The following is a 13770-nucleotide window of genomic DNA, read 5'->3' on the forward strand; positions in this document are numbered from 1 at the left end:
GACAAGGAGCCACCGACATGAGAGATTTCGCCAACAAGGTCGCCGCGATCACGGGTGCCGGCTCGGGCATGGGCCGCTCGCTCGCGATCCAGCTCGCGCAGGCCGGCTGCCACGTATCGCTCGCCGACAAGAACGGCGTGGGCCTCGCCGAAACCGAACGGATCGTCCGCGCGATCGCGCCGAACGTGCGCGTGTCGACGCGCGTGCTCGATGTAGGCGACCGCGACGCGATGTTCGCGTGGGCCGACGACACCGCGAAGGAACACGGCAAGGTCAACCTGATCTTCAACAACGCGGGCGTCGCGCTGTCGAGCACGATCGAAGGGATGGAATACAGCGATCTCGAGTGGATCGTGAACATCAACTTCTGGGGCGTCGTGCACGGCACGAAGGCGTTCCTGCCGCACCTGAAGGCATCGGGCGAAGGCCACGTGATCAACACGTCGAGCATTTTCGGGATCTTCGCGCAGCCGGGCATGAGCGGCTACAACGCGACCAAGTTCGCCGTGCGCGGCTTCACCGAATCGCTGCGCCAGGAACTCGACATGATGAAGTGCGGCGTGTCGGCGACCTGCGTGCATCCGGGCGGCATCCGCACGAACATCGCGCAATCGAGCCGCGTCGCGAAGAACATGGTCGGCTTCATCGTCGAGAGCGAACAGCAAGGCAAGGACAGCTTCGAGAAGTTCTTCATCACGACCGCCGACGAGGCCGCGCGCACGATCCTCGCCGGCGTGCGCAAGAACAAGCGCCGCGTCCTGATCGGCCGCGACGCGAAGGGCGCGGACTGGATGGCGCGCATCCTGCCCGCCGCGTACCAGGCGCTCGTCGTGCTCGCGACGCGCCGCGAGGCCGCGAAGGCCCGCCGCGCCGCGCGCGGCACGCCGGCGGCCGCGCCGCTGCACGCCACCTACAACAATGCAGGCAACCAGGAAGGAGAACAATCATGACGACCCCGAACATGATGCCCGTGCGGCGCGACATCCGTTTCGCGCTGCCCCCCGAACGCGCGCGCGACTGGCACGTGCAGGGCGTACCGGTCACGCACTTCATGAACGCGCTGTCGCTGCTGTTCCCGGCCGGCGAACGCTTCTTCATGGATTCGGTGCGCAACTATCGCGACCAGATCGAGGATCCCGAACTGAAGAAACAGGTGCTCGGCTTCATCGGCCAGGAAGCGATGCACACGCGCGAGCACATCGAATACAACGACTTGCTGCAGGCGTCCGGCCTGCCCGCGCACAAGCTCGACAAGCGCCTGTGGACGATCCTCGGCTGGTTCAAGAAAGTGCTGCCGCATTCGATGCAGCTCGCGATCACGATCGCGCTCGAGCACTACACGGCGATCCTCGCGAACCAGTTGCTGTCCGGCCACGAGCACCGCATCGACGGCTCGGTCGAAGGCTACCAGCAGATGTGGATGTGGCACGCGATGGAGGAAACCGAGCACAAGGCGGTGTCCTACGACGTGTGGCGCACCGTGATGAAGCCGGGCCTCGGCAGCTACCTGCTGCGCACCGGCACGATGCTGACGACGACCGTGTTCTTCTGGGCCATCGTGTTCGACTTCCACGTGCGGCTGATGCGCGCGCACCGTCGCGAGCACGGCAAGTTCGGCGGCATGTGGCGCCTCGTGAAGTATCTGTACAGCCCGAAGCATGGCGTGTTCCCGAGCATCGCGCGCGAATGGCTCGACTACTTCCGCCCGGGCTTCCACCCGTGGGATCACGACAACCATCAGTACCTGCAGGAGCTCGACACGCTGCTCGAGAACATCGACGCGACCAACGCGCGCTATGCGGCGCAAGCCGCCCCGCGCCGCGTGCCGCTGCACTCGGTGGCGCAGGCATGACGCCATGGCACGCGCTCACGAGATGCTGACCGTCCAGTCCGGCGACGTGAAACTCGCCGTCTACGTCAGCGGGTCGCGTCGCGCGCCGCCGCTGATCCTCGTGCACGGCTACCCCGACTCGGCGGCCGTGTGGGCGCCGATCCGGGCGCGGCTCGCGAAGCGCTACCGCGTGATCGCGTACGACGTGCGCGGCGCCGGTGCGTCCGACGCGCCGCGCCGCCGTGCCGACTACACGCTCGAACGGCTCGCCGCCGACCTGAAGGCGGTGGCCGACGCAACCTGCGGCGGCCGGCCATTTCACCTCGTCGGCCACGACTGGGGCTCGATCCAGTGCTGGGAGGCCGTGACCGACCCCGCGTTCCGCGGCCGGATCGCGTCGTACACGTCGATCTCGGGCCCGTGCCTCGATCACGTGTTCCGCGCGAAGATGCGGCTCAAGCAAAGCCTGAAGTCGTGGTACATCGCGTTCTTCCACCTGCCGCTCGTGCCGTCGCTGGTATGGCGGCTCGGCGGCGCGGCATTGTGGCCGCGCTGGTTGCAGCTCACCGAGCGCGTGCGTGCGGAGCGCGATCCCGTGCAACTGAAGAACGCGCTGAACGGGCTGCAGCTGTACCGCGCGAACTTCATCGCACGGGCCCGCAAGCCGCGCGAGCGGTACGCGCAGGCGCCCGTGCAGATCCTGGTGCCGGTGCGCGACCGCTACGTGACGCCCGAGATGTCGGTCGACCTCGACCGCTGGCTCGGCGACCACGTGCGCGAGGAGATCGACGGCACGCACTGGATCGTGCTGCGCCACCCCGACATGATCGCGTCGCGGATCGACCGCTTCGCGTCCGCGCAGGAGCGGCCGCCGCTCACCCCGGTCGCCGCCAGGGTTCAGCGCACCGCGGGCGCCGGCGCCGGGAGGCGTCTGAACAGCGTTTCGTAATCGACGACGAGCCCGTCGTCGTCGATCTCCATCTCGGCCGTGAAGTCGCGGAAGATCCCTTCGTAACGGTAGCGCCGGCCCGGCTCGAGGCACGCGTAGGCCTGCTTGACCGGCGTGACCTTCAGGTCCGGCGTCGAGATGTACGCGACGTCGATCGGTTGCCGCTCGCCGCGCGCGAGCCCGAGGCGGCCGATCGGCAGCGAATTCGTGAACGGCGTCGCCGCGATGTCGATGTCGATGCAGCCGTCGAGTTCCGGCAGTGCGCGGCCCGAGCCGTCGTGCCAGTGGCCGGCGCCGTCGCCGCGCAATTCGAGCGTGCCGCCGCCCATCACCTTGAGCACCGCATGGGTCACGCGCCAGTGCGTATCGCACTCGACGCGATACGCGAGCCCGTACGCACGGCCGTACCGCTGGCCGACCACCGCGCTTTCGACGACGATCCCGCCGCCGCTCCGGTCGAACGTCAGATGTTCGACTCCGTCGCCTTCGAGCGACGCCCAACGCACTTCGCGCATCTCTGCCCCTCCCGGTATTCCGGACGATGCGAGGCATCGTCGCACAGATCGCTCGGCGAAGGTGCCGGCCATCACCAGGATTCGATTCCCGAACGGGGCACCCCGTCAAACGGGCCAACGGCGCGGCGTGCGGGCACGAATCGACGGCGGGATTCACCGTTTCGGGGCATCGACCACAAATCCCGACTATCCGGAATTCCCTATTCCGGTGCATGAGATTGTGTCCTATGCTCGCGGCTCGTCCTGTTCCGCCGCCACCATGCCTACCGCCCGCCCCGTTTCGCCGTCGATCGACCTGCGTATCCTGCTGCGCGGCATCGGGCAGATCGTGCTGCAGGCGAATGCGCTCACCGGCGCGCTGCTGCTCGCCGCGCTGGCGCTGACCGACTTGCGGCTCGCGAGCGCGGCGCTGGTCGGCTCGGCCGCCGCCAGCATGACGGCGGTGCTGACGGGCGCCGAGCGCCGCGACGTCGGGCAGGGGCTGCACGGCTTCAACGGCGCGCTCGCCGCGCTGATCGCCGTGCAGTTCGCGCCGCATCAGCTCGCCGCCTTCGTACTGGTGCCGCTGGTCTCGATCGGCGCGGCGCTCGTGCACCGCGCGATGCGCAAGCCTCTCGTACGCTGGCGCCAGTGCCCGTATTCGAGCCCGTGCCTCATCGTCACCGCGCTGTGGCTCCCGTTTGTCGCGCTGCAGCATGCGGGCGGCGCGATGGCCTCCCCGGCGCTGACGCTTGTTGCCGCCGCCGACGCCCTTCTGTCAGGCGTCGCGCAGACCACCTTCGCGCAAGGTGCATGGGCCGGCGTGCTGATCGTCGCCGGCCTCGCCGTTGCATCGCGCCGCGCGGCCGCGTTCGCGCTTGGCGGCGCGCTGGCATCGACCGTGCTGCTGGTCGCGCTCGGCGCGAGCGGCGCATCGTTCGCGGACGGCCTGCTCGGCTTCAACGGCGCGCTCGCCGCACTCGCGCTGATGCCGCAAGGCCCGCGCGCGGCGTTCGCGGCCGCCGCACTCGCCGCGCTGATCCAGTGGCTCGCGACGCGCGCCGGCATACCCGCGTTCACGGCGCCGTTCGCGCTCGCGTCGTGGGTCACGGTCATCGTCGCCCGCCGCTTCACCCTCGGAGAACCCGATGTCGTCATTCGCACACCGTCCTGATGCCGTGAAACCCGGCGGCCCGATCTCGGACGCCGAACGCCGGATGCGCGTCGACCTCGCCGCCGCGTACCGGCTCGTCGCACTGAACGGCTGGGACGACCTGATCTACACGCACCTTTCCGCGACCGTGCCCGGCGAGCCCGGCCACTTCCTGATCAACCCGTTCGGCCTCACGTTCGACGAAGTCCGCGCGTCGAATCTCGTGAAGATCGACCTGGCCGGCGACCGCATCGGCGACAGCGAGCATGCGGTCAACGTGACGGGCTTCGCGCTGCACGCGGCCGTGCATGCCGCGCGCGCCGACGCCGTGTGCGTGATGCATCTGCACGATACGGCCGGCATCGCCGTGTCGATCCAGCGCGACGGGCTGCTGCCCGCGTCGCAGCACGCGCTACGGTTTCACGGCGACCTCGGGTACCACGACTACGAGGCGCTCGCGTTCTCGCCGGCCGAGGGCGCGCGGCTGACCGCGAGCCTCGGCGCGAAATCCGCGATGCTGCTGCGCAACCACGGCACGCTGACGGTCGGCCGCACCGTGGCCGAAGCCTATGTGCTGATGGACACGCTGATCAAGGCGTGCGACATCCAGGTGCGCGCGCAGGCCGGCGGCGGGCCGCTCGTGCTGCCCGACCCGGCCGTCGCCGACCGAACCGCCGAACAGCTGCGCGACGGCGGCGCGATCGAGGGCGAACTGGAATGGCCGGCGCTGCTGCGCCGGCTCGACCGGATCGATCCGACGTATCGCGACTGACGACGCCGGCTTTCAACGCATCATTCACCCCAACCATCGGAGCACTCCATCATGCCGACTTTCAATATCCAGCTCTTCGAAGGCCGCACCGTCGACCAGAAGCGCGCATTCGTCGAAGCCATCACGCGCGTCACGTGCGAGACGCTCGGCTGCGAGCCGGGCTCGGTCGACATCATCCTCACCGACGTGAAGAAAGAGAACTGGGCGACGGCCGGCAAGCTGTGGAGCGACGAGCGCTGAGCGTCAAAGGCGGCGTCGCTTCGGCGCTGCCTGCGCTGCACTGATACACTCGCAGCAGCGACCGCGACGGGCGCTGCACGCGGCCTTCTCCGGCCGCCGCCCGTTGTGCGCCCGCACATCGCTTTGTCACGCAATCGGCGCATAATGCCGGACAGACGCAGCAGCCGATGGCCACCCGACGAGGAGACCGCCATGGAAGCGAAGAACGAGGAAGTCGTCGCACACCTGCTCTCCGACGTCGTCGAATTCGCGCGCGGGCGCCTGCCCGAAGCCACGTTCCGGATCGTCGAACCCTTCCTGCGTCATTACTACGATTTCGTCGATGCCGACGATCTGCAGAGCCGCAGCATCGCCGATCTCTACGGCGCCGCGATGGCGCACTGGCAGACCGCCCAGAAATTCGTGCCCGGCAGCGAACGGCTGCGCGTGTACAACCCGATCCTCGAACAGCACGGCTGGCATTCCGATCACACGGTCATCGAGATCGTCAACGACGACATGCCGTTCCTCGTCGATTCGGTGACGATGGCCGTCAACCGCCTCGGGCTCGCGCTGCATTCGGCACTGCACCCGGTATTCCGCATCTGGCGCGGCCGCGACGGCGGCATCGAGCGCGTCGACGCAGGCGGCGCGACGCCCGGCGACGGCCAGTCGCAACTCGCGTCGTTCATCCATTTCGAAGTCGACCGCTGCGGCGATGCCGCGCTGCTCGACACGTTGCGCAACGACATCGCCCACGTGCTCGGCGACGTGCGCGCGTCGGTGGAAGACTGGCCGAAGATCGTCGAGATCGCGCGCGCGACGATCAAGGAAATGAAGGCGCGCGAATCGACCGCGGAAGACATCGAAGCGCGCGCATTCCTCGAATGGATGGCCGCCGATCACTTCACGTTCCTCGGCCAGCGCGACTACGCGCTGGTGTCCGACGGCACGGGCTTCGGGCTGCGCGGCGTCGAGGGCACCGGCTTCGGCATCCTGCGCGAATCGCTGCGCACGTCGGGCACGCCCGACGTCACGCCGCTGCCGCCGGCCGCGGCCGACATCATCACCGGCGCGTGGCCGATCTTCCTGACCAAGGCGAATTCGCGCGCGACCGTGCACCGGCCCGGCTATCTCGACTACGTGGGCGTGAAACTCGTCGGGCCGGACGGCAAGGTCGCGGGCGAGCGCCGCTTCATCGGGCTTTATACGTCGACGGCCTATTTCGGCTCGTATGCGGATATCCCGATCGTGCGCCGCAAGTGCGCGAACATCGTGCGGCGCGCGGGCTTCCTGCCGAAGGGGCATCTCGGCAAGTCGCTCGTGACGGTGCTCGAAACCTATCCGCGCGACGAGCTGTTCCAGGCCGACGAAGACCAGCTCTACGACATCGCGCTCGGCATCCTGCGGCTGCAGGAACACCAGCGCACGCGCCTGTTCGTGCGCCGCGACCGCTTCGACCGCTTCGTGTCGTGCCTCGTGTTCGTGCCGCGCGACAAGTACAACACCGACCTGCGCCGGCGCATCGCGAAGCTGCTCATCGATGCGTACAACGGCGTGACCGTCGAATTCACGCCGCTGCTGTCGGAATCGGCGATCGCGCGCATTCATTTCGTCGTCCATGCGGAACCGGGCACGATGCCCGACGTCGACACGCGCGAGCTCGAAACGCGGCTCGTGCAGGTCACGCGCCGCTGGCAGGACGATCTCGCCGACGCGCTGCTCGACGCATTCGGCGAAGAGCAAGGCAACCGCCTGCTGCAGCGCTATGCCGATTCGTTCCCGGCCGGCTATCGCGACGACTATCCGGCGCGCACCGCCGTGCGCGACATCGAGCTGATCGAGCGCGTGAAGGATTCGGGGCAGCTCGCGATGAACCTGTACCGGCCGATCGAGGCCGAAGCGCGTGCGTTCCGCTTCAAGGTCTATCGCGCAGGCGACCCGATCGCGCTGTCGCGCAGCCTGCCGATGCTCGAGCATCTCGGCGTGCGCGTCGACGAGGAGCGGCCGTACCGGATCCAGACGCAGGACGCCGCGCATGCGTGGGTACACGACTTCGGCCTCGAGCTCGCCGACGACACCGAATTCGACATCGAGCGCGTGAAGGGCCTGTTCGAGGACGCGTTCGACCAGATCTGGAGCGGCCGGATCGAGAACGACGACTTCAACCGCCTCGTGCTGCGCGCCCATCTGAGCGCACGCGAAGTGACGATCCTGCGCGCGTATGCGAAGTACCTGCGGCAAGTCGGCTCGACCTTCAGCGACGCGTATATCGAGCGCGCGCTGACCGGCAACCCGGCGATCGCGCGGCAGCTCGTCGAGCTGTTCCTGCTGCGTTTCGACCCGGCCACCGGCGACACGCGCGACGTGCAGGCCGAGCGGCTTCTGACGGCAATCGAGGGCGCGCTCGACCAGGTGCCGAACCTCGACGAGGACCGCATCCTGCGCCAGTTCCTCGGCGTGATCAACGCGACCGAGCGCACCAACTACTTCCTGCTCGATGCGAACGGCGAACCGAAACCGTACCTGTCGTTCAAGTTCAATCCGGCGAAGGTGCCCGGGCTGCCCGAACCGAAACCGATGTTCGAAATCTGGGTGTATTCGCCGCGTGTCGAAGGCGTGCACCTGCGCGGCGGGCGCGTCGCGCGCGGCGGCCTGCGCTGGTCGGATCGCCGCGAGGATTTCCGCACCGAGGTGCTCGGGCTGATGAAGGCGCAGATGGTGAAGAACGTCGTGATCGTGCCGGTCGGCTCGAAAGGCGGCTTCGTCGTGAAGCACCCGCCGCCGCCGAGCGATCGCGAAGCGTGGATGCGCGAAGGCATCGCGTGCTACCAGACCTTCCTGCGCGGCCTGCTCGACCTGACCGACAACCTCGTGAGCAACGCGATCGTGCCGCCGCCCGACGTCGTGCGTCACGATCCGGACGACCCTTACCTGGTCGTCGCGGCCGACAAGGGCACGGCCACCTTCTCCGACTACGCGAACGCGATCTCGCACGAATACGGCTTCTGGCTCGACGACGCATTCGCGTCCGGCGGCTCGGTCGGCTACGACCACAAGAAGATGGCGATCACCGCGCGCGGCGCGTGGGAATCGGTGAAGCGGCACTTCCGCGAGATGGGCATCGACACGCAGACGACCGACTTCACGGTAGTCGGCGTCGGCGACATGTCGGGCGACGTGTTCGGTAACGGGATGCTGCTGTCGCCGCATATCCGGCTCGTCGCCGCATTCGATCACCGGCACGTGTTCCTCGACCCGAACCCCGATCCCGCGACGAGCTTCGCCGAGCGCGCGCGCGTGTTCGCGCTCGAACGCTCGAGCTGGGCCGACTACGATCCGGCCGCGATTTCGACGGGCGGCGGCGTCTATCCGCGCACCGCGAAGACGATCCCGCTGTCGCCGGCCGTGCAGGCCGCGCTCGGCATCGACGCGAATGCGCTGCCGCCGGCCGAGCTGATCCGCGCGATCCTCCAGGCGCCGGTCGACCTGCTGTACAACGGCGGCATCGGCACCTACGTGAAGGCGGCGCGCGAAACCCATCTTCAGGTGGGCGACCGCGCGAACGACGCGGTGCGCGTGAACGGCGCGGACCTGCGCTGCAAGGTGGTCGGCGAAGGCGGCAACCTCGGCTGCACGCAGTTCGGCCGGATCGAGTTCGCGCAACGCGGCGGGCGCATCAACACCGATGCGATCGACAATTCGGCCGGTGTCGATTGTTCGGATCACGAAGTCAACATCAAGATCCTGCTCGGGCTCGTCGTGTCCGACGGCGAGATGACCGAGAAGCAGCGCAACGCGCTGCTCGCGGAGATGACCGACGAAGTCGGGCTGCTCGTGCTGCGCGACAACTACTACCAGACGCAGGCGCTGTCGATCGCCGGCCGCTACGCGGTCGAGCTGCTCGATGCCGAAGCGCGCCTGATGCGCTGGCTCGAACGCGCGGGCCGCCTGAATCGCGTGATCGAATTCCTGCCGACCGACGATGAAGTCACCGAACGGCAGGCCGCGAAGCTCGGCCTCACGTCGCCGGAACGCGCGGTACTGCTCGCGTACAGCAAGATGTGGCTGTACGACGCGCTGCTCGAATCCGACGTGCCCGAGGATCCGCTGGTGGCCGCGATGCTCGTCGACTACTTCCCGAAGCCGCTGCAGCAGCGCTTCAGCGAGCCGATGCGCCGCCATCCGCTGCGCCGCGAGATCCTCGCGACGCACCTGACCAATGCGCTCGTCAACCGCGTCGGCTGCACGTTCGTGCACCGGCTGATGGAGGAAACCGACGCGAAGCCCGGCGACATCGTGCGGGCGTGCATCATGGCGCGCGACGTGTTCGACCTCGATGCGGTGTGGCGCGATATCGACGCACTCGACAACCGCGTCGCCGACGACGTGCAGGCGCGCATGTTCGTCGACGTCGCGCGGCTGCTGGAGCGCGCGGCGCTGTGGTTCCTGCGGCACCTGCAATCCGGCGCGGTGGCCGACGGAGGCGTCACCGAGCTGATCGCGCGCTGCCGCGACGCGGCGGAGCGGCTTGCGCCGCAACTGCCGTCGCTGCTGCCGGCCGGCGATCTCGACGCGCTGTCCGAACGGCAGCGCGTGCTGGTCGAAGCCGGTGTCGACAGTGCGCTCGCGGTGCGCGTCGCGAGCGGCGACATCTCGGCCGCGCTGCTCGATATCGCCGAAGTGGCCGCGACCGGCAACCGCAGCCTCGAACTCGTCGCGGGCGTCTATTTCTCGCTCGGCACGCTGCTCAATTACAGCTGGATCGGCGAACGCGCGGCGACGCTGCCGACGCCGACGCACTGGGACATGCTGGCGCGCGCGGCCGCGCTCGCGGAAGTCGCGCGCCTCAAGCGCACGCTCGCGACGAGCGCACTCGCGGAATCGCCGGATTCGACGACGCCGGAGACGATCGTCGGCGCGTGGCGCGCGCGCCGCGAAACCGCGCTCGCGCGCTACGAGCACCTGCTCGCGGACCTGCGCGCATCAGGCGGCGCGAGCCTCGCGGTGCTGCTCGTGGTCGTGCGGGAGATGGCCGTGCTCGAACGGGCGTGATGGTTGCCGTGGTTGCCGTGGTCGCTGTGGCCGGGCCCGCTCAGACCGTCGCGATCAGCAGCTCTTCCGCGTTGTCCGGCGGCCGCAGGCCGTCGGTGCGATCGGCGAAGTAACGGCGCGTCAGATCGGCGGCCGATACGTGCGCGGCTTGCGCGAAGCCGGCCTCCCGCGCGAGCGCCTGGATCTGCGCCGGCATGAAGAAGCTGATGAACGGCGTGCCGCTGGCGCGCGCGCCCTTCGCGGCCATTTCCAGCCCGGGGCGCACGTCCGGATCCGCATTCTCCAGCGGCAACAGGAACGTCATCGCGAGCGTCGAGCCCGGCGCGAGCGACGCGACTTCGCGCAACGCGGCCGCATTCGCCTCGTGCGTCAGGTACATGCTGACGCCGGTCGACACCACGACCGCCGGCTTGCCGGCATCAAAGCCCGCGCCGACCAGCGCAGCACGCCAGGACTGCTTCGCCTCGAAATCGACCGGCACGAAACGCAGCCAGTCGGGCACGCCGAAACCGAGCTCGACCAGGCGACGCTGCTTCCATGCCTGCGGCGCGGGCGGGTCGACTTCGAAGACAGTCACGCGCGACGCCATCTCCGGCCGGCGCTGCACGAAACTGTCGAGGCCCGCGCCGAGGATCACGTACTGGCTCACGCCGCGCGCGGCCTGTTCGACCACCCAATCCTCGATGAAGCGTGCCCGGGCGACGATCGACGCGCGGAACGGCCGCGTGAACTGCGGATCCATGTCGCCGCGCTGCTGCCAGCCGGGTTCCGGCGCGAGCAGTTGCAGCCCGACTTCGTCGGCGAGCACGTGCGGCGGCGCGTCGAGTTCGACGTGCAGCGCGCGCCACAGCGCGACGCGCGCCGCGGTGCTGTCGGGGGCGCTTTCGCGGGGTTCGGTCATGGCCGCCTCACGCGCCCTGCTTGCCCGGCGCCTGCAGGCGCCACACGCGACCGTCCGGATCGCGCACGGTCATGTCGCGCGTGCCCCAGTGGGTGTCCTCGAACGGCGTGACGACGTCGACGATCGGCTGCGGCCGCACTGCCTGCTCATCCGCCACCTTGAGCACGACCTGCATGTCCGGCGTCTCGCCCGGCGGCACTTCGGCGATGAACAGAAAGGGGCCGTCGCCGCTGCGCAGCTGGCCCGACTGGTGATCGGTTTCGAACTCCAGCGTGAAGCCCAGCGCCTGGAAGAACTTCGCCGACTTGCCCCAGTTGTGCGTCGTCAGGTACACGGCTTCGATTCGCTCGGATGACATGTCACTCCTCCTTGGTGGACGGCCCCGCGCCCGGCGGCGGCGCGGCCAGGTACGCGCGCAATGCGTCGGCCACCAGCGCGGACAGCGATTGCTCCGTTTCGATGGCGCGATGCTTGACCTGCCGGATCAGGCTGAGCGGCAGGTACACGTTGAACTGCTTCACTTCTTGGGGTTCTACGCCGGAACCCCAGAAAATTCCGTCATTCCACATTGTGAACGTCAATCGGTTTGTTGCCTGACGTGCCGAGCGAGTAACTCAGTCGGTAAATGCCTGCCCGAACTGCCGTGCCCGCTTTACATCGTCGGTATGCAAGTAAATCGACGTGGTCGAAATCGACGCGTGACGCAGGTTATCTCGTACGGCGCTCAGCTCAACCCCTCTGGCGATCGCGTGGGTCGCATGGGTGTGCCGCATCCAGTGCGGAGAGGCCCGATGCAGCTTTTCAGCCAGCACCGGATGGTCGTTCTTGATAATCTGCGCGACGAGCCGAAAAAACCGGCGCATGACTTCCCACAGCCGCAAGGGCTTGATGCCGGCATCGGCGTCGTCAAGGCTGCCAATCAGGGACGTGGTCGGATTCCAGTGAGCACGGCTGACAGGAAGCCCCCGCTCCTGCAGATATCGGTCCAGCGCTGTGCGCGCTAGGGGTGTCAGGGTAACGCGGGCTGGCTTGCCGCCCTTGCCGACCACGTGCAGCCAGTGATCACCGGCTGCGTCGACTTCGATGCTGCGCAGTGTGGCGTCAGCCAGTTCGCTGATCCGCAGTCCCGTTGCGTAGCCGAAATCCAGCATGAACCGCAACCGTTGCGCAGCGGGCGCCTGCCAGCCGTACGACCACTCGAGCCCGTTGGCGATGGTGCGCGTCAGCATCCATTCTCCTTCGGTGAAAGCGTGCGAGGTTTCAAGAGCCATGGCGCGCTTGCTGCCGCGTACCTTGATGCCGGAGAATGGGTTGGCCACGACGTAGCGCTGCTCGACCAGCCAGCGGAACATGGCGCTGAGCACGGCAAGCGCATGCGCAATCGAACGGGCCGAGAGGTTGTCGACAAACGGGCGCCAGTCCGTTGATGTGCGCGGCCGCGGTGGCCCGACCCAGCGTTCTCGCGGTGTAGGTCTGCGCAGAAACGCCCTGTAGTCGGTGGCATCCCGGGTGGTCAGCGAAGACAGCGCCTTGCCGCGAGCAACGATGCCCCAGAGAATCAGCCGTTCGGCTTCCTTGCGGTAGGCCCGCTGCGTGGCCGGGGATTCGTGCAACGCGAGCCATGCCTGGATAGCGTCGTAATCGTTGTCGACGCCGAGGATGCAGGCCGACACCGGTGCGCGGAAGGCGCCGGCGGATCCGTCGATCTCGTGCGGTAGCCGTAGTTGCTCCCAAGGCGTCACGACTGACTGCCGATCCGCGATGATCAGTGCGCGGGCCCGCTCCGTGAGCGCCGGGTACGCGGCAAAGAAGGCCTCGATCCTTCTTGCACTGGCCGGCCCGAGACCCGGAATGACGGTCCACCACTGCCGGCGACGCGGAATCCGTACCGTGAGATCGGCCAGGGTCCGGATGCCGGCCGCGTGCAGGGTGCGGGCAGCGCGATTCGGCAGCCAGTGCGCAATGTCGTCGCCGATCTGCGGAGCTGGCGCAGGCATGATGCGCAGTAGCTCGACAGCCTGCGTGGTGGCGCGCGCATGATGCATACGCTTTTGGGCCGGGCATTCGAACAGCGTGGCCAGATCTGCCCGCTGTCGGTTACGGGCATAAAGTGCCAGTTGCCGGCGGATCTGGCCGATGACGCCGCGGGCTGACTGGCTGTGGCTGAGCCGATCTTGCATGTACCGGTGTGCCGCCTCACGCGAGGATGCGCCCTCGTACCAGGCACGCAGCGCTGCCAGTGCATCAGCATCAGGAAAGTCGGTCGGGATGTCGGCGGCGGACGGGCTCGTGGGGCGCGTTTTCATGTCATCGAGTTTAATATGGAAACAATGCCACAGAGATAATAAAGCTTATCTCTGTAGAATGCGGGAGTTCAATATTTCTGTCGTACCCCA

The 13770-nt window shown here is 68.0% G+C and carries 12 protein-coding genes; 7 read left to right on the top strand and 5 right to left on the bottom strand.

Features of this window, described 5'->3' with window-relative positions:
- Positions 1 to 17: 17 nt before the first annotated feature.
- From LXE91_RS19900 to LXE91_RS19910, 3 genes are read left to right on the top strand one after another with little or no spacing between them, the layout of a single operon-like run.
- The gene (locus tag LXE91_RS19900; RefSeq protein WP_039344149.1) at positions 18 to 950 is read left to right on the top strand and encodes an SDR family NAD(P)-dependent oxidoreductase; all 933 of its coding nucleotides are present in this window, start codon (positions 18 to 20) and stop codon (positions 948 to 950) included.
- Positions 947 to 1852, top strand: a complete 906-nt coding sequence (locus LXE91_RS19905) for a metal-dependent hydrolase (protein ID WP_039344147.1) — start codon at positions 947 to 949, stop codon at positions 1850 to 1852. Before LXE91_RS19900 ends, LXE91_RS19905 begins: the two co-directional genes overlap by 4 nt.
- A gap of 4 nt (positions 1853 to 1856) precedes the next feature.
- Positions 1857 to 2780 (top strand): alpha/beta fold hydrolase, encoded by a 924-nt coding sequence (locus tag LXE91_RS19910; RefSeq protein ID WP_039344145.1) that lies wholly within the window; start codon positions 1857 to 1859, stop codon positions 2778 to 2780.
- Here the strand turns inward: LXE91_RS19910 and LXE91_RS19915 are convergent.
- Positions 2729 to 3295: a putative glycolipid-binding domain-containing protein gene (locus tag LXE91_RS19915; protein WP_039344144.1), complete on the bottom strand. Its 567-nt coding sequence runs from the start codon at positions 3293 to 3295 to the stop codon at positions 2729 to 2731. The two genes, LXE91_RS19910 and LXE91_RS19915, sit on opposite strands and share 52 nt — an antisense overlap.
- A 259-nt stretch (positions 3296 to 3554) precedes the next feature.
- Between LXE91_RS19915 and LXE91_RS19920 the strand changes: the two genes are divergently transcribed.
- The 4 genes from LXE91_RS19920 (at position 3555) to LXE91_RS19935 (ending at position 10473) form a co-directional block, all read left to right on the top strand.
- Positions 3555 to 4448, top strand: a complete 894-nt coding sequence (locus LXE91_RS19920) for an urea transporter (RefSeq protein WP_039344142.1) — start codon at positions 3555 to 3557, stop codon at positions 4446 to 4448.
- Positions 4423 to 5199 carry a class II aldolase/adducin family protein gene (locus LXE91_RS19925; protein WP_039344140.1) on the top strand — a complete coding sequence of 259 codons (777 nt, stop codon included), beginning with the start codon at positions 4423 to 4425 and terminating at the stop codon, positions 5197 to 5199. The genes LXE91_RS19920 and LXE91_RS19925 overlap by 26 nt, the downstream gene beginning before the upstream one ends.
- A 51-nt stretch (positions 5200 to 5250) precedes the next feature.
- Positions 5251 to 5439, top strand: a complete 189-nt coding sequence (locus LXE91_RS19930) for a 4-oxalocrotonate tautomerase (protein WP_039344138.1) — start codon at positions 5251 to 5253, stop codon at positions 5437 to 5439.
- A gap of 192 nt (positions 5440 to 5631) precedes the next feature.
- Positions 5632 to 10473: an NAD-glutamate dehydrogenase gene (locus LXE91_RS19935; protein WP_039344135.1), complete on the top strand. Its 4842-nt coding sequence runs from the start codon at positions 5632 to 5634 to the stop codon at positions 10471 to 10473.
- A 40-nt stretch (positions 10474 to 10513) separates the two neighbouring features.
- Here the strand turns inward: LXE91_RS19935 and LXE91_RS19940 are convergent, their stop codons facing one another.
- Genes LXE91_RS19940 through LXE91_RS19955 form a run of 4 tightly spaced genes read right to left on the bottom strand, consistent with a single transcriptional unit; the run spans position 10514 to position 13680 of the window.
- Positions 10514 to 11374, bottom strand: coding sequence for a class I SAM-dependent methyltransferase (locus LXE91_RS19940; RefSeq protein WP_039344133.1), 861 nt, complete (start codon positions 11372 to 11374; stop codon positions 10514 to 10516).
- Positions 11375 to 11381: 7 nt separating this feature from the next.
- Positions 11382 to 11732, bottom strand: coding sequence for a VOC family protein (locus LXE91_RS19945; RefSeq protein ID WP_039344132.1), 351 nt, complete (start codon positions 11730 to 11732; stop codon positions 11382 to 11384).
- A 1-nt stretch (position 11733) separates the two neighbouring features.
- Positions 11734 to 11943: a ribbon-helix-helix domain-containing protein gene (locus tag LXE91_RS19950; RefSeq protein WP_046543628.1), complete on the bottom strand. Its 210-nt coding sequence runs from the start codon at positions 11941 to 11943 to the stop codon at positions 11734 to 11736.
- 45 nt (positions 11944 to 11988) lie between these two features.
- A complete protein-coding gene (locus LXE91_RS19955) occupies positions 11989 to 13680 on the bottom strand; it encodes a site-specific integrase (RefSeq protein ID WP_007180429.1) in 1692 nt (563 codons plus the stop codon).
- Between the last annotated feature and the right edge of the window lie 90 nt (positions 13681 to 13770).

The sequence above is a fragment of the Burkholderia contaminans genome, from assembly GCF_029633825.1.
GTDB classification, from domain to species: Bacteria; Pseudomonadota; Gammaproteobacteria; order Burkholderiales; family Burkholderiaceae; genus Burkholderia; species Burkholderia contaminans.